This window comes from Microvirga sp. CF3062, assembly GCF_036314045.1.
GTDB lineage: Bacteria > Pseudomonadota > Alphaproteobacteria > Rhizobiales > Beijerinckiaceae > Microvirga.
On record NZ_JAYGGN010000002.1, the window covers coordinates 67325 to 90619 of the forward strand.

Here is a 23295-nt window from a genome sequence, read left to right on the forward strand (position 1 = left end):
CCTTCGTTGCTTGGCGCCGGCCAGCACTTCCATGACATCGCAATGGCGTAACCACGCTGCGAACGGGGGATGAACCTGGTTTGTTCCGAGCCCTCCCGGCAGAGCAGGGCTGCAATGAATTTTCCCTATAGCCGCTTGCTGCATGCTCGCTATATCAAAGACGCACGTGAGAAGAGGGCGAAGCACAGTCCTCAAGGAAAGCGAGCGCCAGCCCATGGACCACCTATCTTCAACGAACATTGTCCGTATCTTGCCGGAAGATGGGTTTCAGGGAGCGCTCGTCGGGCGTGTGTGGCGTCCAGGTCTCGGACCCTCAGTCGTGGCAGTCAGAGAGGATGGCCTCTTCGATATCTCGTCCACATGTTCCACGGTCAGCGATCTTGCCGCCAAGGACGATCCGGCGCGTGCCATGAAGGCCGCACAGGGCGAGAGGATCGGCTCGTTGGAGGACATTGCCGCGAATACCGCACCCGACAGCCGCGACACCTCTAAGCCCTGGCTTCTGGCGCCAATCGACCTTCAGGTCGTCAAGGCCGCCGGCGTCACCTTCGCGGTATCCATGCTGGAGCGTGTCATCGAGGAGCGGGCGCGCGGTGATGCCAGCGCGGCAGCAGCCATCCGGGCCGAGGTTCTTCGTCTCGTGGGCGATGATCTCAGCCGTCTCAAGCCGGGATCCGCCGAGGCCATGGCGCTCAAAGAGGTGCTTATGGCCCAGGGTGCCTGGAGCCAGTATCTCGAGGTGGGGATTGGTCCGGACGCGGAGGTCTTCACCAAGGCACCGACCCTCTCCGCAGTCGGCGCGTTCATGGATGCCGGCCTGCATCCCAAGTCCACCTGGAACAATCCCGAGCCGGAAGTGGTGGTGATCGTCACCGCTGAAGGAAAGATCGTGGGCGCGACCCTTGGCAATGACGTGAACCTGCGCGATTTCGAAGGGCGCTCGGCTCTGCTGCTCTCGAAGGCGAAGGACAATAACGCGTCCTGCTCGGTCGGTCCTTTCATTCGCTTCTTCGATGACACCTTCTCGCTCGACGACGTGCGCCAGACTACGGTGACGCTCACTGTGGAAGGAGAGGATGGATTCAGGCTCGAAGGGTCGTCGTCCATCACGAAGATCAGCCGCGATCCTGAGGATCTGGTTGCCCAGACCGTCGGGCCGCACCATCAGTACCCTGACGGGTTTGCGCTTTTCCTGGGAACGATGTTCGCTCCCACACAGGATCGCGGCGAGCCCGGCATGGGCTTCACACACAAGCATGGCGACATCGTCACCATCGCGGCTCCAAAGCTCGGGGCGCTCGTCAACCGCATGAAGCCGAGCTCCGAATGCGAACCCTGGACCTTCGGTATCCGCGCACTCATGTCCAACTTGGCCCAGCGGGGCCTCATCAACACCAGACAGGCAGGTTAACGATGACGAAGAACTATATTGCGGGCGAATGGCTTGCCGCATCGGAGGCCTCGCCGAACATCAATCCGTCCAACACCACCGATGTGGTGGGCGAGTTTGCCCGCGCCTCGGCAGCGGAAGCCGAGCGCGCCATTGCGGCGGCCTATGACGCTTTTCCGGCCTGGTCGCGCTCTTCGATCCAGCAGCGCCATGACATCCTGAAAAGCGTCGGCGACGAGATCCTGGCCCGCAAGGAGGAGCTCGGACGACTCCTCTCCCGCGAAGAGGGCAAGACACTGCCTGAGGGCATCGGCGAGGTTACCCGCGCGGCCCAGATCTTCCACTTCTTCGCCGGCGAGTGTCTACGCTTGGCTGGCGAGAAGGTGCCCTCCGTGCGGCCTCTCATCGACGTGGAGATCACCCGCGAGCCGGTGGGCGTCATCGGCCTGATCACTCCGTGGAACTTCCCCATCGCCATCCCGGCTTGGAAGATCGCGCCGGCGCTGGCCTACGGCAATACCGTGGTGTTCAAGCCCGCCGAGCTCGTGCCGGGCTCAGCCCATGCGCTCTCCGAAATCATCATCCGGGCCGGCGTTCCGGCGGGCGTGTTCAACCTGGTGATGGGCAAGGGCTCCATCGTCGGTGAGGCGATGCTGCAGAGCCCCAAGGTGTCGGCAATCTCGTTCACCGGCTCTGTGCCCACCGGCCGGCGCGTGGCCCAGACCTGCATCACGGCCGACCCGATGAAGAAGCTGCAGCTCGAGATGGGCGGCAAGAACCCGATGGTGGTGCTCGACGATGCCGATCTGAAGGTGGCGGTGGATTGCGCCGTCAACTCGGCCTTCTTCTCCACGGGCCAGCGCTGCACCGCCTCCTCTCGGCTGATCGTGACGGAGGGCATCCATGACCGCTTCGTGGCCGCCATGCAGGAGCGCATGGCCGGCCTAGTGGTGGACGATGCTTTGAAGGCCGGCACCCATATCGGTCCGGTGGTGGATCAGGGCCAGCTCGACCAGGACCTGAAGTACATCCGCATCGGCCAGGACGAGGGCGCCAAGCTGGTGGCCGGCGGCGAGCTCCTGAAACGGGATGCGCCCGGCTTCTATCTGGAGCCTGCCCTGTTCACCGAGGTGGACAACACGATGCGGGTGGCGCGTGAGGAAATCTTCGGCCCTGTGGCGACAGTGATCCGGGCTAAGGACTATGACGAGGCGCTCGAGATCGCCAACGACACGCCGTTCGGGCTGTCCTCGGGGATCTGCACCACGAGCCTGAAATACGCCTCGCACTTCAAGCGCAATGCGGAGGCCGGCATGGTGATGGTGAACTTGCCGACAGCCGGCGTGGACTACCACGTGCCGTTCGGCGGCCGGAAGGGCTCGTCCTACGGCCCGCGCGAGCAGGGCCGCTATGCGGCAGAGTTCTACACCACTGTGAAAACCGCCTACACCTTCGACGGAAACTCACCCTACGTGCCGAAGACCGCAGCGAGCGAGTAACCGCACGCTTTTTAAGACGCGAAGCATTCGGGCCCGGCATCTAAATGCCGGGCTTTTAACATATGTAATAAACTGATGGTCTGCTGGCTGACTGTCCCATTTCAGCTGGCGTTTTTTGGCTTGAAAGAGTGATATTCTGCGTATGACTGCCTGGGCGCATTAACTCTATCGACAAAACATAGGCAGCTTTTTGCCACGTCCATTGAACTTTGCCACGCGAACGCCATCATAGGCTTCCAAGAGAATTCGCTAACACGCTCGAACTTCCGCAGTATCAAACGTTGTTGCATGTCGAATCCAGGCGGGTTGCCTCTGGAGTATGAATTGTAACTTCGTAGTTTTGAGTCAGGATGCTGCAAGTTCTTCGAGCTGATGCGCGGCGCTCCGTCAATAGTAGAGAACTTAATATGGTTACTTCCCGGCGTTACCTCATTGCCTCTTCCCTTGCGAGACTCATCCGCAAGGAACGGGGAGGCAATCGTGTCACGGAAGGCCACTTTCCCAACCAGGCCGACCGCAGTTCCTTCGTGGTCGTCGAGGGTGACAAAGGTAGCCTCGTTCTGGTTCACGCAAGTTCCGGCGGACCGATCGAGGAGCGCACCGAGGTTCCGCGCGCTCATGCCGAGGCGCTTCTCGATGTGACGCCCGGCAAGCTGGATTACCTCCTGACCCACTTGACCGTCGGCACCCGAGATATCCAGATCCTCCGCTTCGTGACGCCGGGTCCCCTGGACCTGATCTCCGTTTTCTTCGAAAGCGAGGATGAGGCCCGGGATTTCCGACCGCTGTCCTGGTTCGGCGATGATGTCACGATGGAAGTCGCTTATCAGAACCGTTCCATTGCGCTGGAGGGCGCTCCTCAGGCGCCGGACGTGCCGATGTCGAACGGGGCTCTCAACAGCCTGCTCGACGCCCTGGAAAACCGCTACGTGGCGCCTCGGGGCTATACGGCTCATCACGCACCCGCCCGCAATCAGGCGGAGCAGGGCGGCGGTCAGCGAAACGCACCCCCTCCGCCACCTGCGGCCCAGACTGGTGAGAGGCCGACGGCCCCGCAACGCGGTGTTCTGTCCAGGCCCGCCGCTCCGGCGGACGACGACATGCGTGACGACGACAATAATGATGACAACGATCTGAACCTCAACATCGAGGACAATGTCATCCGCGAACTAGCCCGTTCGCTCCGGCCCCAGCGCCGCTGATCGCGATCGTTCGAGACGGCCCCTCGGTAGAAACATCGAGGGGCTTTTTCTTTAGCTCGGCAGGACGATGCAGCTGCCCCCGGCCGCACGGATGTCCCGGCACAGCTGCTCCGCCGCTTGCCGCGTTTCGGCCGGTGCGCGCACGCGATAGAAAGTTCTGGTTCCGCGGTAGCGCAGCCGTGTGCCGATGATCATCGGCCGCGCATCCTTGATCAGGGATGCATAATTCCGGCTCGCACGCCTGAAGCTTGCCAACGCTCTATCCTTAGAGAAATTGCCGGCAAGCTGAACGCCCCAGGGAGCGAAGGGGGCCTCGAACGTGTCGCGACGGCTAGGCACCCGCAGGGTGGCGACGATCTGCAGGCATGTCTGCGGATCCGTGCCGGGGGGCTCTTGCCCGGCATCCGTCTTGTCTCTTGCATCGGAGGCCCATTCCTCCGCCGAGCGGCCTGTGACGGCCACAACGTAGCTCTGGGTCTCTGCCGGCAATCCTCCCCGGCCGGCCAACCATGAGGCGACCCGGGCAGGGCCGCCGTTATAGGCAGCGGCGGCGAGACCCAGGTTGCCGAACTGCTGTGCAAGATGGGCGATGAATTCCGCAGCTTTCGGGATCGCCTGCTCGGGATCGAAGGGATCGACTAGTCCTCGCTCCTTGGCGGTGCCTGGCATGAACTGCGCGATGCCTTGGGCTCCCGCCGGGCTGACTACATGCGGGCGGAAGGAGCTTTCCTGCCAGATCAGCTTGGTGAGCAGGTCGCGAGGGATTTTTTGAACACGTGCAGAGCCTTCAATCAGGCGGCACAGGGCCTGCTCGATGGTCTCGCCTGACGATTGAGAATTGGCGGAGACTGCGCTGCAGCAAAGAAATATTCCGCAAAGCGCCAGCCGCAAGCGCATGAAGACCTCGATGATGAATGGGATCGTATGACAACAGATGGTGCCAAGCTACAGATAGGCGATCATACGCCCTGCCAAGAGTGTGACGATCCATGCGAGGAGCGACACGAGGGCATAGGCACGGGCTTCCGGCGGAAGGGCTCCGGCGCGCAGGGCCGATCCGAAACGGGCATGGAAAAGCGCGACATTGATGAGGCCCAAAGCAATGAAGGCGAGCTTCACATAGAAGGCAGGGTTGGTTCCAAGTGCACGGGCCTCCACGGCGAGGAGAAGCATGCCCGTCGGGATCTGCAGAGCCAAGCCTGTAGCCGCAAGGGGAATGGCATAGCGCCCCGCCTGCCAGGCATGTTTGCCATGCTCAGCCAGCACCTTCAGGTCGAAGACGGCGATGCCGCCGACCACGAAAGCGGCCCCGAGCACATGCAGCAGGTTCGCGGCCGTATAAAGCCATGCGGAATGGCGTCCCACATGGCCAAGCCATGAGCTTTCCAGCGCCGCGAGCAGGTCCAGATACATGGGGCGCGCCTAGCGCAATTCGTAGCTCTTTCCGCCCACGACGATGCGCTCGGCCCTGATCTCCGTCTCAGTGCGGGTGGAGGGATAGCCTTCGAGCCTCACGGACGTTCCAGGCTTGATCATGTCGGGGTTCAGCCCCCTCGCGCTCATCCGGAAAGGCGGGGCCAGCACCGCATCCCAATTCTTGTTCTCATGGGCCACAACCACCATTACGTGGGGATTCTCCCAGTTGGCCTGCTGGATATTGCTCGTGATTGAAACGAGCCGGCCCGCGTCGTAGCTCCCCCAGCCGTGATGGGCGACGGCGATGCCGCCGGTCAGGAGAGCACCGGAAAAGAACAATCCGAACAAAGGATACTTCATCATCGTGGCTCCTGCATATTGCAGACGGCATATTGTCCTGCAGAGTCGGCCGTAGGGCAGCTGTCGTCAAGGCGCCGGTGCGCAAAGGCCAAGCCTGATCATCGGATCGTGATGGGATGGACAGGATTCGCTCATCGGCCGAGGGCCGATTATGCTTCCGCCTCACGAATCATCACAGCTCGAGTTCAGCCATGCCGTCGATCCTGAAAGACCTCTGGAACCGCTTCGCAGGCGGGGGCGGCGCGAGCGGACGCGAAGAGCCTGCCGCCGATGCTGTCGAGTACAAAGGTTTCCGCATCCGTCCCGCACCGTACTCCTCCAAGGGCGGCTACCAGACGGCGGGGATCATCGAGAAGGATTCCGAGGTCGGAGCCAAGGAACACCGCTTCGTGCGTGCCGAGACGCATCCGAGCAAGGACGATGCGACTGCCTTTGCGATTGTCAAGGGCAAGCAGATCATCGACGAGCAGGGCGACCGCATCTTCGGCTGAGTCACGCAAAGACTTAGAGTCTCGAGATTTTCCAGCGCGCCATTAGTGTCCGCGGCGAAACCAATGCCTGTTCCGGATGTTGCCTTCGCGAACAGGCGGCGACCCGCTGGAATGCCCAGTCAGATAATCTGATAGAGACCCATAGAAATATCGATTGGTGTTGATCGCCGCGGGCCCTTTAAGGTTCCTCAGGGGCGCACGCAATCAACCATCCACTCAAGGGAGAGAGACATGGATAAGAGCCCCAAAGCACCGTCGGGAACGCCGGACCAGGTCCTGACAAACCGGCAGGGCCATCCGATCACCAACAACCAGTCCCAGCGCACCGTTGGAAGCCGTGGCCCGGCCACGCTGGAGAACTACCAGTTCCTTGAGAAGATCACCCATTTCGACCGTGAGCGGATTCCCGAGCGTGTCGTCCATGCCCGCGGCTTCGTCTGCTATGGCGAGCTCGAGGTGACCGGCAAGATCGGCGACGAGCCTGCCTCCAAATACACCCGCGCCCGGCTGTTCCAGCAGGCCGGCAAGAAGACGCCGCTTGCCATCCGCTTCTCGACCGTGATCGGCGGCCGCGACTCGTCCGAAACTGCCCGCGACCCGCGCGGTTTTGCCGTGAAGTTCTACACCGAGGAGGGCAACTGGGATCTGGTTGGCAACAACCTGGCTGTCTTCTTCATCCGCGACGCCATCAAGTTCCCGGATGTCATTCACTCCTTGAAGCCCGATCCGGTCACGTTCCGCCAGGAGCCGAACCGCATCTTCGACTTCATGAGCCAGACCCCGGAATCCATGCACATGCTGACGCATCTGTTCAGCCCGCGCGGCATTCCGGCGAGCTACCGGCACATGGAAGGGTTCGGGGTCAACACCTACAAGATGGTGAATGCCCAGGGCGACACCGTGCTGGTGAAGTACCATTTTCACCCGCGCTGCGGCTTGGCGAGCCTGACGGCCGAGGAGGCCGCCAAGGTGCAGGGGCAGGATCTCGGCTCAGCCTCCAAGGATCTCTACGAGGCCATTGAACGGGGCGAGCACCCGCAATGGGACATGTACGTCCAGATCATGGAGGATCACGACCATCCGGAGCTGGACTGGGACCCGCTCGACGACACCAAGATCTGGCCGGAGAAGGATTTCCCGCTGCGCCACGTGGGCGTCATGACGCTCAACCGCAACGTCCAGGATCACTTCAACGAAAACGAGCAGATCGCCATGGGCACGGGCGTTCTCGTGGATGGGCTCGATTTCTCCGACGACAAGATGCTGGTAGGCCGGACCTTCTCGTACTCCGACACCCAGCGCTATCGCGTCGGCACCAACTACCTGCAGCTGCCGGTGAACCAAGCCAAGAACGCCAAGGTCTCCACCAACCTGAACGGCGGGCAGATGTCCTACCGCCGCGATCTGGCGCCGGGGCAGAACCCGCATGTGAACTACGAGCCGTCGATCCACAATGGCTTGCATGAAGCGCCCCGCGAGGAACCGAACAATGCGCCTGAGATCCGGGGGAGCTTGACCCGCAGCGTCCTTGAGCGCCGTAACGATTACGTCCAGGCGCGGGGCCGCTACTGCACCATGATGGACTGGGAGCGTGACGATCTCGTTCTCAACATGGGCACCCTGCTCGGCCAGTGCGAGCGTGACGTGCAGGAGCGTATGGTGTGGCACCTCCTGCTGGTTCACGACGATTACGGCACACGTGTGGGCGAGATGATCGGCATCACGGCCGACGAGGTGCGCAACCTCCAGCCGCTGCCGAAGCAGGTGCTGACCGACGAGGACAAGCGCCGCCTGCATAACCTGGGCAAGAACGGTGACACGATCGACCCGACGATCTGGGGTCAATGGACGAGTTCCGTGAAGAACTACAAGGCCTCCGCCGAAGAGGTCTTAAACGGTATGCGCGATGTTCCGACCGAGCCTGCTACGAAGGAGGCTGCCGAGTAGCCTCTGCGGATAGTTCAGGATGAGATGAGAGCGGGTCAGGCCTCCTGGCCCGTTCTTGTTTGCGGCTCTGCCGTCCTGCGGCCCTGCCGGCTGCCCCGGTTCTCGGCATAGGCTTTTGTGAACTCCGCGCCGAAGAGCAGGATCAGGGACGAGTAATAGATCCAGAGCAGGATCGTGATGATCGAAGCTGCGGCTCCGTAGCTCGAGGCGACGTTGCTCTTGCCGAGATAGTAGCCGATCAGAAACTTGCCGAGGGTGAACAGGAGGGCGGTCACGAGGGCGCCGGTCCAGACGTCGCTCCATTCGAGATCGACGGACGGCAGCAGCTTGAAGATCATCGCGAACAGGAGCGTGGCCACGGTAAAGGCGACGAGGCTGTTGAGGAAGCGGAGGATGATCGTCGCGCCTGAGAAATTCGCCTCAAGGTATGACCCGACAGCCGTCACGCCCGTATCGATGACCAGGGAGACGAGAAGCAGGAAACCGATGCCCAGAACCAGCGCAAGGCTGATCAGCCTAGTACGGACGAAACTCATGACCCCATAGCTGGCAGGTGGTTTTGCCTTCCAGATGATGTTCAGGTTGTCCTGGAGCTCGACGACGGCTCCAGTCACCAGGAGCAGAAAGGTAAAGATCCCGATCGTCATGCCGATGATGCCGGAACCGACATTGCTGGCGCTGGCAATCATCGCCTCAAGGGCCGAGGCTTCGTTGGTGCCGATCATGCCGCCGAGTTCCGCCACGATGGCGCCCTGTGCCGCCTCCCGGCCGAAGGCAAGACCAGCGACCGCGATGGCCGCTAGCAGCATCGGAGCCAGCGAGAAAACGGTGAAGAAGGCGATGGAGGCGCCAAGACTCATGGCGCGGTCGTTCCACCAGCCTGCGAATGCCACCTTCAAGAGCTGCCATGTTTCGGAAAGCATGCAAGAACCGATCCTGCCGGACGGATCGGTCCGGCCTCGCAAGTGTGTTGCCTTGGCGGTTAACTGGCCGGCACTTCGTCTTGTTCCTGCAAAGGTTCAGGGCCGCCCAGCCCGGTCAGGTAGCTCTGGAGGCGGCGGCCATAGCGGTCGGCGCCCCGGCGCAGGCGGGTGGCCTCCGGTCCTTCGCCCAGCGCTCCCGCCGCCATGAGGTGAGCGCCGAGTTGGAAGGCGAGGTAGCAGGGAAGCATGAAGGCAAGCAGGGCCTGATCGAGCGGGCGTCCGCTCTCCTGCCGGACAACCTGACAGAGCCGAGCGGCTTCATCTTCCGAGAGGTCCAGCTCGACGATTGCACCCGCAACGTCCCAGCTCACGTCCTGGTGACCGATGAGATCGTGGGCAGCGCTGTGATCGAGCGCGTCCGTCTTGATCAGCCTGTCGCCTGAAACGAGCCATTCCCAGGCATGCAGGCGATTGTCGGTGCAGATCCGATGCACCTTGCCTGCGAGAGCACTCGGCTCGGACAGGGATTGCTCAAGCGCCGCAGCCGCGGCCTCTCCAAGGGCTTGGCCTGTATTGTAGACCGCCATCCGGCGCAGGGCATCGAGAGAGGCGCCCTGATGCTCGGCTGCCGGGAAGTGCCGGGCGCGGAATCCCAGATAGGCTCCGACCTGAGCGACGAGGCTCTCGCGGCTGATGTGGGCTTGACCCAGGCCATCCAATTCTTCATGCCAGCGCTCCACGAGGAAGCCATGCCGGCAGCCCGCCGGTTCAGGCGTGAACCCTGCCTCATGAAGCTCGCGGGCCATCCGGAGCTTCTGTGCGCCGGTTTTACCCAAGCCCACAAACTTGACCAGCCATGCTGTGCCGTTCGCCCGCGCCAGGAACTTGCGCCGTTCCTGCTGGATATTGGCCGGTGGCCACGAGCCTTCGTCCTCGTAGCGCCGGGACCGCCAGGCACCTCCTGAGATCTCCTCCAGGGGTCCATCCAACTGGCCGAGGAGGTCTTCCACCCAGCTCTCAAGACGCTGGGCAGGCGACCCGTGCAGCAGGAGGTCGTCCATGGTGACGAGATGGCGCGGAGCAGAGCCCCACCGTGCCCGGTGCCTGGCACTGGCCTGCGGTCCGAGCGCGCCGCAATGGCTTGGGAAGAAGTGGATCCGGTCTTGCGAGATGCCGGCCTCTTCCAGCCAGTCGGCTACGGCCCCGAAGGAGCTGCCGGACAGGCCAGGACCCTCGTCGACGATGGCAAAGGCTTTCCCGCTGGATGCAAGGCTCCTCGTGAGGTCCGGATCGACCCTTACCTGGCGTCCAAAAGGATGGCCGACCGGGCGCAGGGTGATGGGAGCGGGCGCGCCGAGCTCTGCCGCCACAAGGGCGCTCAGGCCCGTGCCGATGCTGCGGATGCCGATGATCTGGGTATCCGGACCCAGGCCTGAAACCCTGGCCGCTTCCAGGTAGCTTTCCGGGTAAAGGGCATAGAAGGCATAGCCTTCCGCCTGCTTGGTCCGGACGGTTCGTGACGGATCGAACCCGTGCAGCTTCTCGAAGAAGGTATTGGGCAACGGTGAAAGCTGCCCGAACCTGCTGCGCAAGGATACTCCGACGGTGCGGGCGAGGATGGAAAGGCATTCCATCCCTGCCTCATGGTCTTGAGTATGGGCGTCGAAGCCGCGCTCGTGGAACTCCGCATCGATGATGCCCTGGACGAGTTCGCTCGCGCTGATGAAGGCGGTGACGAGAGCCCCATGCCGTTCGATTCCGGGCGGCATGGAGAAGGCCTCAGAAAGAAAGCTTGCAACGGCAGCCTGCTTGGCTCCAACCGTCTCGATCCTCTCGATATCACCGTAGACCAGCATCGACGCTGCCTGCTGGGCTTAGGCAGCAGCCTCCTGCTTCAGCGAGGCTATATCGATCACGAAGCGGTATTTGACGTCGCTCTTGAGCATCCGCTCAAAGGCCTCGTTGATCTGCTGGATCGGGATGATCTCGATCTCGGCGGTGATCCCGTGCTGGGCGCAGAAGTCGAGCATTTCCTGCGTCTCCGCGATGCCGCCGATCAGCGAGCCGGCGAGCTGGCGCCGCTTCATGATCAGGTTGAAGACGGTGGTGGCCGGATGTGGTTCGGCAGGCGCACCCACGAGCACCATGGCGCCGTCGCGGGCGAGCAGAACGAGGTAACTGTCGAGGTCGTGCGGAGCGGCAACGGTGTCGAGGATAAAGTCGAAGCTGTTGCGGTGCGCCTTCATCGCATCCCGGTCCTTGGAGACGACCACTTCGTGAGCGCCCAGCTTCAGGGCATCCTCGCGCTTGTTGGGCGAGGTGGTGAACAGCACCACATGCGCGCCCATGGCGCGGGCGAGCTTCACGGCCATGTGGCCGAGGCCGCCGAGGCCTACGACCCCGACCTTCTGCCCCGCTTGAACACGCCAGCGGCGCAGAGGCGAGAACGTGGTGATGCCGGCACACAGAAGAGGCGCCGTAGCCGCCGGATCGAGACCGTCCGGCACCCGCAGGACGAAGCTCTCATCGACCACGATGGTGTCGGAATAGCCGCCATAGGTGTTGGCGCCCGTGCCCTGCTCCGGGCCGTTATAGGTGCCGGTGAATCCAACCTCGCAGTATTGCTCGAGACCTTCGCGGCACGAGCGGCAGGTGCGGCAGGAATCGACCATGCAGCCGACGCCGACGACATCGCCGGCCTTGAACTTCTGCACCCCTGACCCGACGCTTGTGACGCGGCCGACGATCTCGTGACCCGGCAGGCAGGGGTAAAGCGTGCCGCCCCATTCCTCCCGCACCGTATGCAGGTCGGAATGGCAGACTCCGCAATAGAGGATCTCGATCTGAACGTCGCGCTCGCCAGGCTCCCGACGCTCGAAGCTGAAGGGGGACAGCGGTGTGGTCGCATCCTGGGCGGCGTAGCCGAAAGCTTTGATCACAGGAAAGTTCTCCGGATAGAGCGGACTGAAGGGGTAAGTCCCGCTGGGTAGTCTGGCGCTACAGACGATAGGCTCCATCGACCTGCCGTCAACGGATGCGGACGGGGTTTGTTCAATAAGGACCCAAGCTCTTGCTGCATTGCAGCGGACGGTGGCTTTTCCACATGGTCACGGGCAAGTGAATCGCCGGAGTCTGGCTTCCGTGTCGGTCCTCCCCACATCCTAGGTAAGGGCTTGCGCTCGCTTAAGGAAAAGTCGCTTCATGATTGTACGGGCGGCAATGCGGCACACCGAAACAGGTTGCTGGTGAGAAACTTTAACTTGCCGTTCTGCCCGCAATCCGCGACGCTGGCTGTCAGGGCGGGCAAACTTCCAAGTCGCACAGACGGACCCGAGAAAAGCCCGATCTGTCGCGATCTGTTCATCAGCCGCCACAACGAAAGGGCTATGCCGCACCGTTTGGCCGCATCACAGTATCGCATGGTCTGGGCAACCTTAGCGGTGCACAATAGTTGTCTCTGAGAGGGATTGGATTTCGGTGGCGCCATGCTTCATTCCGACGACCTGTTCTCGAGTTTCTTGAAGGCCTATGAGACCCGCCGCGAGGCGGAGATGTCCCTGGCGGAATACCTGGAAGGGTGCCGCAACGATCCCATGATGTATGCAAGCGCTCCAGAGCGCATCCTGGCGGCGATCGGCGAGCCTCAGCTTGTCGATACCTCGAAGGATGCCCGGCTCGGCCGCATCTTCATGAATCGCACCATTCGGGTCTATCCGGCGTTCTCCGAATTCTACGGCATGGAAGAGACGATCGAGATGATCGTGAGCTTCTTCCGTCACGCGGCCCAGGGCCTCGAAGAGCGCAAGCAGATCCTCTACCTGCTGGGCCCTGTCGGCGGCGGCAAATCCTCCCTTGCCGAGCGTCTCAAGGCCTTGATGGAGGTTAACCCCATCTATGTCCTGAAGGCTGGCGATGAGATCAGCCCGGTTTTTGAGAGTCCTCTTGGGCTTTTCGATCCGGAGCAGATGGGCTCCGTGCTGGAGGAGCGCTACGGCATTCCTCAGCGGCGTCTGACCAATCTGCTCAGCCCCTGGGCGATCAAGCGCCTCGACGAGTTCAAGGGTGACATTTCCAAGTTCCAGGTGATCAAGATCAACCCGTCCCGCATGCGGCAGATCGGTGTTGCCAAGACGGAGCCTGGCGACGAGAACAACCAGGACATCTCGTCTCTCGTCGGCAAGGTCGATATCCGCAAGCTCGAGACTCTGTCCCAGGCCGATCCTGACGCCTACAGTTATTCCGGCGGCCTCAACCGCGCGAACCAGGGCATCCTCGAATTCGTCGAGATGTTCAAGGCGCCGATCAAGATGCTCCACCCCCTGCTGACGGCCACGCAGGAAGGAAATTATGTCGGCACGGAGAATATCGGCTCCATCCCGTTCACCGGCATCATCCTGGCTCATTCCAACGAGGCGGAGTGGCAGACCTTCCGCACCAACAAGAACAATGAGGCCTTCATTGATCGCATCTATGTGATCAAGGTGCCCTACTGCCTGCGGGTCACTGAGGAGCAGAAGATCTACGAGAAGCTGATCCGCGGTTCGGAACTGGCAGGCGCGCCCTGCGCTCCGGCCACGCTGGAGATGCTGGCCCGCTTCTCGGTCCTGTCACGCCTGCGGGCGCACGAGAATTCCAACTTCTACTCGAAGATGCGGGTCTATGACGGCGAGAGCCTGCGTGAGGTCGATCCGCGCGCCCGTAGCCTGCAGGAATACAAGGACTCGGCCGGTGTCGATGAGGGTATGGACGGGGTCTCGACCCGCTTCGCCTTCAAGGTCATGTCCGCCACCTTCAACCACGACACCATCGAGGTTGCGGCCGATCCGGTGCACCTCATGTATGTGCTCGAACAGTCACTCCGGCGGGAGCAACTGCCGCAGGACGTGGAGCGGCGCTATCTTGAGTTCATCAAGGCAGAGCTTGCCCCGCGTTATGCCGACTTCATCGGCCATGAAATCCAGAAGGCGTATCTGGAATCCTATCACGATTACGGTCAGAACCTGTTCGACCGCTACGTATCCTATGCGGATGCCTGGATCGAGGATCAGGACTTCAAGGATCCCGATACTGGCCAGCTTCTCAACCGGGAACTCCTGAACCAGGAGCTGACCAAAGTCGAGAAGCCTGCGGGCATCGCCAACCCGAAGGACTTCCGCAACGAGGTGGTGAAGTTCTCGCTGCGGGCGCGGGCAGGCAACAACGGCCGCAACCCCTCCTGGACGAGCTACGAGAAGATCCGCGACGTAATCGAGCGCCGGATGTTCTCCCAGGTGGAGGAACTCCTGCCGGTGATCAGCTTCGGCTCCAAGAAGGATGGTGAGACCGAGAAGAAGCACGGCGAGTTCGTGCAGCGGATGATGGAGCGTGGCTACACCGAGCGCCAGGTCCGGCGCCTCGTGGAGTGGTACATGCGGGTGAAGCAGGCGGGCTGACAGAAAGCGGAGGCAGATCAGGCGTTCCTATGTACATCATCGACCGGCGCCTCAATCCAGGAGGCAAGAGTCTGGCGAACCGCCAACGCTTCCTTCGCCGCGCGAAAGCGCAGATCCAGAGGGCGGTGCGCCAGACCGCAGGAGACCGGGACATCACCGATCTCGAACGGGGAGGGGAAGTCACGATCCCAGCCGATGGTGTTCGCGAGCCCAGCTTCCGGCGCTCGGGCGAAGGTGGGGTGCACGATCATATCCTGCCCGGCAACAAGCGCTTCATCGAAGGCGATACGGTCGACAGACCACCCGGCGGCGAAGGTGGCAGCTCGGCCGGCGGCGACAACGGCGAAGGTGAGGACGATTTCCGCTTCGCCCTGACTCGCGACGAGTTCCTCGACCTATTTCTCGATGACCTCGAACTCCCCGACCTTGCCAAGCGGCGGGTTGCAACCGTCGAGACTCAAGGCATGCGGCGGGCCGGCTATACGGTCACAGGCTCCCCGGTGAACCTGGCCTTGCTGCGCTCCATGCGCAACGCCCTGTCGCGCCGCATCGCCATGCGGCGTCCCAAGCCCGAGGATTTGCTGCGTCTTGAGGAAGAAATCAACCGGCTTGAGAAGCAGGAAGGGCCGTCCGATCAGCTTACCGCGCTGCGGGAGGAGCTTGAGCAGCTGAGGCTGCGCACCAAGCGCTTCCCCTATATCGATCCGCTCGATCTGCGCTATCGCCGCTTCGAGCCGGTCTCACGGCCGGTTGCGCAGGCGGTCATGTTCTGCCTGATGGACGTGTCGGGCTCCATGACGGAGCACATGAAGGATCTCGCCAAGCGGTTCTACATGCTGCTCTACATCTTCCTGACGCGCCGCTACAAGCACGTGGAGATCGTGTTCATCCGCCACACCCACGAGGCGAAGGAGGTTGACGAGGAAACCTTCTTCAACAGTCCGGAGACAGGCGGCACCGTGGTGTCCTCGGCCCTGCGAGAGATGCAGCGGATCGTGGAGGAGCGCTATTCCCCGGACAGCTGGAACATCTACGCGGCCCAGGCCTCAGACGGCGACAACTCTCCCAATGACGGCAGCACCAGCGCTGCGCTCCTGCGGGACATGATCCTGCCCGTCTGCCAGTACTATGCTTATCTAGAGGTGGGCAGCGACAGCGACCGGATGCAGACCGGCTTCATTAACCACAAGACCTCCCTGTGGCAAACCTACGAGACGCTGCAGGAGCAGGGCGCCAACCTTGCCATGCGCAAGGTGAACCACCGCCGTGAGATCTATCCCGTTTTCCGCGAACTCTTCCGTCGGCGCGACGCGGAGGCAGGAGCCAGGGTGCCATGAGCGTGATGGAGCGCGATCATTTGCTGTTCCAGGGTGCCGACTGGGATTTCGGCACCATCCAGCGCATTCACGATGCCGTCGAGAAGATTGGCATCGGGGAGATGGGGCTCGATGTCTACCCGAACCAGATCGAGGTGATCACTGCCGAGCAGATGCTCGATGCCTATGCGTCCATCGGCATGCCCCTGTTCTACAAGCACTGGTCCTTCGGCAAGCGCTTCGCGCTCCATGAGGCGAGCTACCGCCAGGGATTCATGGGGCTGGCATACGAAATCGTCATCAACTCGAACCCTTGCATCTCCTACATCATGGAGGAGAACTCGGCGACGATGCAGACGCTCGTGATCGCCCACGCGGCTTTCGGGCACAACCACTTCTTCAAGAACAACTATCTCTTCAAGGAATGGACGGACGCCGACGGGATCCTGGATTATCTCGAATTCGCGAAGGGCTACATCACCCGCTGCGAAGAGCGCTACGGCCATGCCGCCGTTGAGCGCGTGCTCGATGCTGCCCATGCGCTGATGTCCCACGGTGTCCACCGGTATCCGCGCAAGAAACGCCCGGATCTGCGCTCCGAGGAGCGCCGGGAGAAGGAGCGGCACCTCCATCTGGAGCAGACCTTCAACGACCTCTGGCGCACGGTGCCCACCAAGGGCGCCGCCGCAAAGCCGCAACTGAGCGACGAGCGCCGTCGTGCTCTCCTGGAACTGCCGCAGGAAAACCTCCTGTATTTCCTCGAGAAGTCCGCACCGCGGCTGCAGCCCTGGCAGCGGGAGATCCTGCGCATCGTTCGCCAGATCGCGCAGTACTTCTATCCGCAGCGGCAGACCAAGGTGATGAACGAGGGCTGCGCCACCTACTGCCATTACCGCATCATGACCCGCCTGCACGAGACGGGGCAGATCAGCGACGGCTCCTTCCTGGAGTTCCTGCAGTCGCACACAAACGTGACGCGCCAGCCCGAGTTCGACGATCCGCATTACGGCGGCATCAATCCTTACGCCCTCGGCTTCGGGATGATGCAGGACATCGAGCGCATCTGCACAAAGCCGACAGTCGAGGACCGGGAGTGGTTCCCCGAGATCGCCGGTGGCGGCGACGCCATGGCGGTTCTGCGCGACGTCTGGGCCAACTACCGGGACGAGAGCTTCATCTCGCAGTACCTGAGTCCGCACCTGATGCGTCAGTGGCGCATGTTCCATCTCGTGGACGACCCCGATCAGCCCGAACTCAGGATCGAGGCCATCCATGACGAGCGCGGCTATCGCCGGCTGCGGCGCTCCCTGTCGCGTCACTATGACGTCGGCTGGAGCGATCCCGACATCCAGGTGATCGATGTCGATCTCGCCGGCGACCGGCGCCTGATCCTTCACCATCACGTGCTCAATCGGACCCTGCTCCATAAGGACGATGCCCAAAGGGTGCTGCAGATGGTGGCCAACCTTTGGGGCTATGCGGTCGTGCTCAAGGAGGTCGAGCCCGCCACCGGGGCGATATTCCAGGAACATGTGGCGCACCCGCACGAAACGCTCTTCTGACGTTCTAAGGCTCCATATTGGATGAGCCCATAGTTTTTGAGCGGACCCGGAGGGCCGCGTCAGCGAAAACCGGGCCCACTTTTCCGCACGATGCGCTTGTTTGACGTAAAAAAGCCTGGGACTCACGGGATCATAGGTTCCCCTGGGCTCGGCCCTGGATTTCAGGGTCGGCTCCCTTGCAGGAGAATACCTATGGAACACAAGCCTGTAGAGAAGCTGCGTAGCGTCGCTGAGGTGCATGAGTTCAACCAAGGTTTCCTGTCCCGTCGCGAGCGCCTTGAGCGCTGGGCGGAAGTGCTGGAGCGCCAGCCGAAGCGGCGCCTGAGGTCTCTGGGAGAGATCGAGTTCGTCCCGAAGGACAAGCGGCCGCAATTGCGGTCGGACGAGTCGCCGATCACGGTTGCCTTCGAGGATCCGATCCTGCGCGCCGCGGGCTTGAAGGGCGACACGCTCGGAGACGCCATGGAGTTTTTTGAGTTGTCCGAAGGAGCCTCTCACCGCCTTCTCTGCTCCTGCATGAACGGCTGGAGCATGGAGGCCGGAACGACGGCCCGAAAAGTTCATCGCATCGCGAACCCTGATCATCGGCTCACGTTATTGACCGCAGCCGGGCTGCTTACCGCGGCGCCGGCTATGCTCTATCTGCTGAGCTGACAAAACCTGCAGCATCGAGCCCTCTCAAGATCCGAGGGCTCGATGGCTGGTCGACATGGGGCAACAAGAATGACGAATGAGCCGGCACGCCGGATCGGGCTGCCATGGTACCGGCGTGAGGATTACCCCCGCATCCGCGAGATGATGGCCGACCGCCACAATCTGGCTTCCACTTACGAGACCTGGCTTGGGGCTGCCGAAAACAACGAAACCGTCGGCAGACAGGCCGGTCTTCACGTCACGCGCATCCTGATCGAGCCTGAGGCTTTCGCCCGGTGGTGCGCAGAGAAAGGCGTGGAGCCCGACAGTGCGGCGCGCAGGAACTACGTCGCCGAGAGGCACTCCCAAAACGGCCTTTGATGCTGGCATACAGCCAAGCCTTGAAGTCTCCTCCCCGGTTCCTAATTGCTCGAACATCACGGTGGAGAGACACCCTTGCTGAACGAAAACGGCACGAGTAGCGATATTTCCACACTTGCGCACAACGATGATCGAGCCGGCGCGGCTCAGGTCATGCGGGCAGCCGTCCTCACAGGGCCTGGACAAATCGAGGTGCGCCAAGTGGCGCGCCCGGAGCCTGGCCCCGGTCAGGTGCGCCTGCGCCTGGAGGGTTGCGGCGTATGCGCGTCGAACCTCACACCTTGGGCCGGACCCGAATGGATGCAGTATCCCACCGAACCGGGTGCGCTCGGGCATGAGGCCTGGGGCTTCGTGGATGTTCTGGGCGAGGGTGTCGAAGGCTTCTCAGTAGGAGATCGCGTCGCGGCACTCTCGTACAAATCCTATGCCGAATACGACCTCGCCGACGCCGAGGCTGTGGTGCGGCTGCCGGAAGTGCTTGCAGGGCAGCCTTTCCCAGGCGAGCCGCTCGGCTGCGCCATGAACATCTTCCGCCGCAGCGAGATCGAGGCCGGGCAGACCGTCGCGATCATCGGCATCGGCTTTCTCGGCGCGATTCTCACGAAGCTTGCAACGGATGCCGGCGCACGCGTGATCACGATCTCGCGCCGGCCCTTCTCGCTCGATCTCGCCCGCCGCATGGGCGCGGCCGAGACAATCCCGATGGAGGATCACCACGGGATCATCAGAACGGTAAAGGAGCTGACGGGCGGCACGTTCTGCGACCGCGTGATCGAGGCCGTCGGTAAGCAATGGCCGCTCGATCTTGCGGGTGAGCTGACCCGCGAGCGCGGCAAGCTGATTGTTGCCGGATACCATCAGGATGGTCCCCGCCAAGTCAACATGTGGCTGTGGAACTGGCGCGGCATCGATGTGATCAACGCCCACGAACGCGACCCCAAGATCTATATGCAGGGCTTGCGGGAGGCGGTGGACGCCATTGCATCGGGCAGGCTCGATCCGAGCTTCCTTTACACGCATACCTACCCGCTCGACCGGCTGGACGAGGCGCTCAACGCCACGCGCGACCGGCCGGATGGATTCCTCAAAGCTCTGGTAACCTACTAATGGCGCAGCAGGCCCTTCTCAAGGGACAGTCAGAGACGTCGCTGGCCCGTCCCCGTATCGGCTTCCTGGGTGTCGGCTGGATCGGCCGGCACCGCATGCAGGCGATTCTCGGCACGGGAGCGGTGGATGTGGCGGCCATCGCCGACGCTTCGCCGGAGATGGCTTCGGAGGCGACCAAGCTGGCACCGGATGCGAGGCTGGTCTCGACTCTCGACGAGATATTGGATCTCGGCGTGGATGGCGTGGTAATCGCTACGCCCAGCGCCATGCACGCCGAGCAGTCGATCCGCGCGCTGGAGCGCGGGGTTGCGGTGTTCTGCCAGAAGCCGCTCGGCCGTACCGTCGCGGAGGTGCAGGCGGTGGTCGATGCCGCCCGAAATGCAGATCGCCTGCTCTGCGTCGATCTCTCCTACCGCTTCACGGACGGCATGCGGCGCATTCGCGAGATCATCGACTCAGGGGAGCTGGGGCACATCTATGCCGTGGATCTGGTGTTCCACAACGCCTACGGCCCGGACAAGCCCTGGTTCTACGATCCGGCGCTCTCCGGCGGCGGCTGCGTGATGGATCTCGGCGTCCACCTTGTGGATCTGGCCCTGTGGGGCTTGAACAATCCGGGTATCGGCAGCGTCACGGGAAAGCTCTTCGCCGGCGGTGCGCCGCTGAAGGATATCGCTTCTCAGGTCGAGGATTATGCTGTTGCGACCGCGGAGCTGGAAACCGGCGCCGTGGTACAGCTCGCCTGCTCCTGGCGGCTGCAGGCCGGATGCGATGCTGTGATCTCCGCCACGTTCTATGGAACACAGGGCGGTGTGTCCCTGCGCAACGTGAACGGATCCTTCTATGACTTCACCGCCGAACGCTACCGGGGCACGTCGCGCGAGGCTCTGACCTCGCCACCGGATGAATGGGGCGGACGTGCGGCTGCGGACTGGGCCTCGCGCCTGGCAGCAGGCGAGCGGTTCGATTCGGCTGCGGAGCAGCTGGTGGATGTGGCCCGCGTGCTTGACCGGATCTACGGACGCTAAAATCAACTTCTATCAAGGCCGGAACTGAAAGAGGCGGCTGAATCAGGTTCAGCCGCCTCTTTCATGAGTGATGCTCCAAATGTGTTCAGAGCACTTCCAGAACCTTGCTCGCCGGTGCCGACGGATTGGCGGGCGCATAGCGCCGGATCATGCTGGCGCAGAATTCGGCAAACTCTTCCTGCACCTGCGGGGCGCTGGTGTGATGCGGCGCGATCCCACGATGCTCCGGTGTGAAGCAGAACGTCACCGTCACGTCGAAATCGACGAGCGCTTCCATCTGGCGGTCGAACCAGTCCAGGGCATTGGGGCGGAAGCTGTCGGCCCAGGACAGGCCTGTGCGCAGGTACTTCACGCCGAGCCGTTTCATCCACGTCACTGCGTCGTCGAGACGGTGGTCCTCATAATGAAACCACTGACACAGGCCCATCTGAGATGCGTATTTCGCATATTCCTCGAGAGCCGGTTTGGGTGTGCCGTCCTCGCGCAGAAGGCCCATGTAGAAGTGGCGGTAATAGGAGGATCCTTCAGCCTCCCGGTGCCGGGTGGTTGCCTCCCAGGCGCGGGGCAGGTCGTAAAGGCTGTACCAGTGGATCTTCGGCACTTTGCCGATGAGAAGCTCGGCGGTTCGGTTCAAACCCCAGACCTGCACTTCTTCGGCTCCGAAGGTGGAGATGCCGACCTCGCTCACCCAGATGGGCTTGTCCGTCACCGTCCGGATCTCATCGATCTTCGCCGGCCAGTCATGGATCTGCCACAGGTTCCAGTCGAGCGGGAAGCCATGGACGGCCACCACATCCAGGTGATCCATGGCGCCGTGCGCTTCCAGCTTCTTGATGAAGCCGGGATCGATGGGCGAGATGCCGCCGAGCACGCGGGGCAGGTTGGGGTTCTCGGCCTTGATCGCCTGGCCGGCGGCAATCACCATGTCGGAGAAGAGCTTCCAATCCGGATCGATCTCCGGATCCCAGTGGGATTTATTATTGGGCTCGTTCCAGATCATTGCAGCTTCGATCATGCGGTTCTCCCTTGGGCCGGGTAGACGGCACCCGCACCGGGCGGGGCATCGATACGGCGGCAGATGTAAACTTCGGTTTCGGGATGCTGGACGATTCCGAACCCGGCACTGCGGAGCATGGCTTCCACGCAAGCCGAGTTCGGCGCCCACCAATTGGTCGGATCATCGGCATAGCGATGCTCGATGAAGTGCATCTTCGGGTAGCGCGGATCATCGAAGTGATCCGTCTGCCAGAAGGTGTAGTTCTCATCGACCGGCATGGTTTCTGACGAACCGCGCTGCATTGACTGGAACACGAGGAGGTCCTTGGCCACGTGTTCGTGAATGAGGTCGAGGGCGAGAAGCGGATGACGCAGGTGGTAGAGGACGCCCATGAAGAGCACCACGTCGAACTTCTCTCCGAGCTGCCCCAGATCGTAGACGGAGAGCTTTCGGAACTCGATGTCATGGCCCATCGTCTGGGCGGCGAAACGGGCTTGAGCGAGATAAGTATCGTCGAAATCGACCCCGAGCACACGCTCCGCTCCGCGCTTCTTCATCTCCATGGAGTAGAAGCCACCATTGCAGCCGATATCGAGCACGCTCTTGCCGGTGAGATCCTGCGGAATCGCCTCGGAGAATTGCTGCCACTTCACGGCAGGATAATTGCCGAGGAAGTGATCGGGCGCAGTCCAGACGCCGCCCTTCAGCTCGATGTTATGAAACCAGGGGCCAAGCGCTTCGGCTTTTCGGCGGATTTCTTCCGGTGGCATCGGGTCGATCGCATTCATCGTGGGGTTTACTCCCTGTTCAAATCATGCAGGCCACGCGGCATCCGGCCGGCAGGCCAGCCGAGGGCCACTCGCGCGCCTGATACGTTCTCCTGTTGGGCAGCCTCGCTCAGCAAGCCGATAGCGGAACGGTAGCCGTGCAACGTCCCGACATCGACGTAGGATATGCCAGCCTTGACCCCGATGGCCTCGCCTCCTTGGGCCAGATAGGCGTTCACCAGAGTGCCGAAATATTCATCTTCGCGATTGCGCGAGAGCCAGAGCTGGCGCAGGGCTTCAAGAACATGGCCCGGCATCTTGAAGGCACCCCAGATCCAGTGGGAGGACGCATCCTCCCGCTTCACCTGAATCTCCTGCACATGCATCGTCTCGTCCAGGACGACCGCGTCGAAGGCCTGCGGGTTGTCGACCGGGAAGAGCAGAAACGAGAGCGTTTCTTCCGGGAGTTCCGCAAGAGCCTTCTCGGGGAACCAGACCGTGTCCGGCAGGCCGACGATCACGCTCTCATCGGACGAAATCAGGGGAGCAGCCTGGAAGATGGCGTCACACAATCCGCTTGCTTGCGGCTGGACCACATAGGCTATTGAGGCGTTCCCGTAACTTGCGCCGTAATACTCCATGATATCGGATTTGCCGGGGGAGATCACGAAGCAGATCTTATTCGCACCGCCGTGGATCATGCGCTCGACGAGGTACTCGCTGACCGCGCAGGGACGCTCGATGCCATTGTCGAGGCGGCTTCCCACCGGAAGAAGCTCCTTCGAGAAAGCCAGCGGCTGGATGCGGCTGCCGATCCCTGCTGCTGGTATGATCCCCCACATGG

The 23295-nt window shown here is 62.1% G+C and carries 21 protein-coding genes; 12 read left to right on the forward strand and 9 right to left on the reverse strand.

What is annotated here, in order from left to right:
• Positions 1 to 214: 214 nt before the first annotated feature.
• The 3 genes from VB618_RS03755 (at position 215) to VB618_RS03765 (ending at position 4091) form a co-directional block, all read left to right on the forward strand.
• Entirely contained in the window at positions 215 to 1411 is a 1197-nt protein-coding gene (locus VB618_RS03755; RefSeq protein ID WP_329795183.1) for a fumarylacetoacetate hydrolase family protein, read from the forward strand.
• A gap of 2 nt (positions 1412 to 1413) precedes the next feature.
• Positions 1414 to 2889: an aldehyde dehydrogenase family protein gene (locus tag VB618_RS03760; protein WP_329795184.1), complete on the forward strand. Its 1476-nt coding sequence runs from the start codon at positions 1414 to 1416 to the stop codon at positions 2887 to 2889.
• Positions 2890 to 3296: 407 nt separating this feature from the next.
• Positions 3297 to 4091 (forward strand): hypothetical protein, encoded by a 795-nt coding sequence (locus VB618_RS03765; protein ID WP_329795185.1) that lies wholly within the window; start codon positions 3297 to 3299, stop codon positions 4089 to 4091.
• 51 nt (positions 4092 to 4142) lie between these two features.
• Here the strand turns inward: VB618_RS03765 and VB618_RS03770 are convergent, their stop codons facing one another.
• The 3 genes from VB618_RS03770 to VB618_RS03780 are packed head-to-tail and all read right to left on the reverse strand — an operon-like array spanning position 4143 to position 5870.
• Entirely contained in the window at positions 4143 to 4988 is an 846-nt protein-coding gene (locus VB618_RS03770; protein ID WP_329795186.1) for a lytic transglycosylase domain-containing protein, read from the reverse strand.
• Between the two features lie 48 nt (positions 4989 to 5036).
• Positions 5037 to 5504 (reverse strand): hypothetical protein, encoded by a 468-nt coding sequence (locus VB618_RS03775; RefSeq protein ID WP_329795187.1) that lies wholly within the window; start codon positions 5502 to 5504, stop codon positions 5037 to 5039.
• A gap of 9 nt (positions 5505 to 5513) precedes the next feature.
• Positions 5514 to 5870: a DUF6152 family protein gene (locus tag VB618_RS03780; protein ID WP_329795188.1), complete on the reverse strand. Its 357-nt coding sequence runs from the start codon at positions 5868 to 5870 to the stop codon at positions 5514 to 5516.
• A 188-nt stretch (positions 5871 to 6058) separates the two neighbouring features.
• Here VB618_RS03780 and VB618_RS03785 point away from each other — a divergent pair, with 188 nt between their 5' ends.
• The gene (locus VB618_RS03785; protein WP_329795189.1) at positions 6059 to 6358 is read left to right on the forward strand and encodes an HlyU family transcriptional regulator; all 300 of its coding nucleotides are present in this window, start codon (positions 6059 to 6061) and stop codon (positions 6356 to 6358) included.
• A 231-nt stretch (positions 6359 to 6589) separates the two neighbouring features.
• On the forward strand, positions 6590 to 8305 hold the full coding sequence (locus VB618_RS03790; protein WP_329795190.1) for a catalase: 1716 nt from the start codon (positions 6590 to 6592) through the stop codon (positions 8303 to 8305).
• Between the two features lie 35 nt (positions 8306 to 8340).
• Here the strand turns inward: VB618_RS03790 and VB618_RS03795 are convergent, their stop codons facing one another.
• Genes VB618_RS03795 through VB618_RS03805 form a run of 3 tightly spaced genes read right to left on the reverse strand, consistent with a single transcriptional unit; the run spans position 8341 to position 12167 of the window.
• A complete protein-coding gene (locus tag VB618_RS03795) occupies positions 8341 to 9228 on the reverse strand; it encodes a YihY/virulence factor BrkB family protein (protein ID WP_329795191.1) in 888 nt (295 codons plus the stop codon).
• 59 nt (positions 9229 to 9287) lie between these two features.
• On the reverse strand, positions 9288 to 11084 hold the full coding sequence (locus tag VB618_RS03800; RefSeq protein ID WP_329795192.1) for a hypothetical protein: 1797 nt from the start codon (positions 11082 to 11084) through the stop codon (positions 9288 to 9290).
• Positions 11085 to 11102: 18 nt separating this feature from the next.
• Entirely contained in the window at positions 11103 to 12167 is a 1065-nt protein-coding gene (locus tag VB618_RS03805; protein WP_329795193.1) for an NAD(P)-dependent alcohol dehydrogenase, read from the reverse strand.
• Between the two features lie 546 nt (positions 12168 to 12713).
• On the opposite strand from VB618_RS03805, the gene VB618_RS03810 reads away from it, so the two are divergent.
• From VB618_RS03810 to VB618_RS03840, 7 genes are all read left to right on the forward strand, one after another.
• Positions 12714 to 14660 carry a PrkA family serine protein kinase gene (locus VB618_RS03810; RefSeq protein ID WP_329795194.1) on the forward strand — a complete coding sequence of 649 codons (1947 nt, stop codon included), beginning with the start codon at positions 12714 to 12716 and terminating at the stop codon, positions 14658 to 14660.
• 29 nt (positions 14661 to 14689) lie between these two features.
• Positions 14690 to 15997, forward strand: coding sequence for a YeaH/YhbH family protein (locus VB618_RS03815; protein WP_329795195.1), 1308 nt, complete (start codon positions 14690 to 14692; stop codon positions 15995 to 15997).
• Entirely contained in the window at positions 15994 to 17538 is a 1545-nt protein-coding gene (locus VB618_RS03820) for a SpoVR family protein (RefSeq protein ID WP_329795196.1), read from the forward strand. Before VB618_RS03815 ends, VB618_RS03820 begins: the two co-directional genes overlap by 4 nt.
• 192 nt (positions 17539 to 17730) lie before the next feature.
• Entirely contained in the window at positions 17731 to 18192 is a 462-nt protein-coding gene (locus VB618_RS03825; protein WP_329795197.1) for a hypothetical protein, read from the forward strand.
• A 69-nt stretch (positions 18193 to 18261) separates the two neighbouring features.
• Complete coding sequence (locus tag VB618_RS03830; protein WP_329795198.1) at positions 18262 to 18552, forward strand: hypothetical protein; 291 nt, start codon at positions 18262 to 18264, stop codon at positions 18550 to 18552.
• Between the two features lie 153 nt (positions 18553 to 18705).
• On the forward strand, positions 18706 to 19659 hold the full coding sequence (locus VB618_RS03835) for an MDR/zinc-dependent alcohol dehydrogenase-like family protein (RefSeq protein WP_329795684.1): 954 nt from the start codon (positions 18706 to 18708) through the stop codon (positions 19657 to 19659).
• Positions 19659 to 20687 carry a Gfo/Idh/MocA family protein gene (locus VB618_RS03840; protein ID WP_329795199.1) on the forward strand — a complete coding sequence of 343 codons (1029 nt, stop codon included), beginning with the start codon at positions 19659 to 19661 and terminating at the stop codon, positions 20685 to 20687. Before VB618_RS03835 ends, VB618_RS03840 begins: the two co-directional genes overlap by 1 nt.
• Before the next feature lie 85 nt (positions 20688 to 20772).
• Here the strand turns inward: VB618_RS03840 and VB618_RS03845 are convergent, their stop codons facing one another.
• From VB618_RS03845 to VB618_RS03855, 3 genes are read right to left on the reverse strand one after another with little or no spacing between them, the layout of a single operon-like run.
• Positions 20773 to 21702: a beta-xylosidase gene (locus VB618_RS03845; protein ID WP_329795200.1), complete on the reverse strand. Its 930-nt coding sequence runs from the start codon at positions 21700 to 21702 to the stop codon at positions 20773 to 20775.
• Positions 21699 to 22472 (reverse strand): TIGR04290 family methyltransferase, encoded by a 774-nt coding sequence (locus tag VB618_RS03850; RefSeq protein WP_329795201.1) that lies wholly within the window; start codon positions 22470 to 22472, stop codon positions 21699 to 21701. The genes VB618_RS03845 and VB618_RS03850 overlap by 4 nt, the downstream gene beginning before the upstream one ends.
• A gap of 8 nt (positions 22473 to 22480) precedes the next feature.
• The gene (locus VB618_RS03855) at positions 22481 to 23293 is read right to left on the reverse strand and encodes a nucleotidyltransferase family protein (RefSeq protein WP_329795203.1); all 813 of its coding nucleotides are present in this window, start codon (positions 23291 to 23293) and stop codon (positions 22481 to 22483) included.
• Between the last annotated feature and the right edge of the window lie 2 nt (positions 23294 to 23295).

Bases quoted from the DNA above. Each gene is read 5' to 3' on its own strand.
- VB618_RS03850 (WP_329795201.1), bottom strand. From the start codon at position 22,472: ATGAATGCGATCGACCCGATGCCACCGGAAGAAATCCGCCGAAAAGCC.
- VB618_RS03785 (WP_329795189.1), top strand. From the start codon at position 6,059: ATGCCGTCGATCCTGAAAGACCTCTGGAACCGCTTCGCAGGCGGGGGC.
- VB618_RS03840 (WP_329795199.1), top strand. From the start codon at position 19,659: ATGGCGCAGCAGGCCCTTCTCAAGGGACAGTCAGAGACGTCGCTGGCC.
- VB618_RS03815 (WP_329795195.1), top strand. From the start codon at position 14,690: ATGTACATCATCGACCGGCGCCTCAATCCAGGAGGCAAGAGTCTGGCG.
- VB618_RS03755 (WP_329795183.1), top strand. From the start codon at position 215: ATGGACCACCTATCTTCAACGAACATTGTCCGTATCTTGCCGGAAGAT.
- VB618_RS03760 (WP_329795184.1), top strand. From the start codon at position 1,414: ATGACGAAGAACTATATTGCGGGCGAATGGCTTGCCGCATCGGAGGCC.
- VB618_RS03810 (WP_329795194.1), top strand. From the start codon at position 12,714: ATGCTTCATTCCGACGACCTGTTCTCGAGTTTCTTGAAGGCCTATGAG.
- VB618_RS03765 (WP_329795185.1), top strand. From the start codon at position 3,297: ATGGTTACTTCCCGGCGTTACCTCATTGCCTCTTCCCTTGCGAGACTC.
- VB618_RS03790 (WP_329795190.1), top strand. From the start codon at position 6,590: ATGGATAAGAGCCCCAAAGCACCGTCGGGAACGCCGGACCAGGTCCTG.
- VB618_RS03795 (WP_329795191.1), bottom strand. From the start codon at position 9,228: ATGCTTTCCGAAACATGGCAGCTCTTGAAGGTGGCATTCGCAGGCTGG.
- VB618_RS03780 (WP_329795188.1), bottom strand. From the start codon at position 5,870: ATGATGAAGTATCCTTTGTTCGGATTGTTCTTTTCCGGTGCTCTCCTG.
- VB618_RS03830 (WP_329795198.1), top strand. From the start codon at position 18,262: ATGACGAATGAGCCGGCACGCCGGATCGGGCTGCCATGGTACCGGCGT.
- VB618_RS03820 (WP_329795196.1), top strand. From the start codon at position 15,994: ATGAGCGTGATGGAGCGCGATCATTTGCTGTTCCAGGGTGCCGACTGG.
- VB618_RS03800 (WP_329795192.1), bottom strand. From the start codon at position 11,084: ATGCTGGTCTACGGTGATATCGAGAGGATCGAGACGGTTGGAGCCAAG.
- VB618_RS03835 (WP_329795684.1), top strand. From the start codon at position 18,706: ATGCGGGCAGCCGTCCTCACAGGGCCTGGACAAATCGAGGTGCGCCAA.
- VB618_RS03855 (WP_329795203.1), bottom strand. From the start codon at position 23,293: ATGTGGGGGATCATACCAGCAGCAGGGATCGGCAGCCGCATCCAGCCG.
- VB618_RS03825 (WP_329795197.1), top strand. From the start codon at position 17,731: ATGGAACACAAGCCTGTAGAGAAGCTGCGTAGCGTCGCTGAGGTGCAT.
- VB618_RS03770 (WP_329795186.1), bottom strand. From the start codon at position 4,988: ATGCGCTTGCGGCTGGCGCTTTGCGGAATATTTCTTTGCTGCAGCGCA.
- VB618_RS03775 (WP_329795187.1), bottom strand. From the start codon at position 5,504: ATGTATCTGGACCTGCTCGCGGCGCTGGAAAGCTCATGGCTTGGCCAT.
- VB618_RS03845 (WP_329795200.1), bottom strand. From the start codon at position 21,702: ATGATCGAAGCTGCAATGATCTGGAACGAGCCCAATAATAAATCCCAC.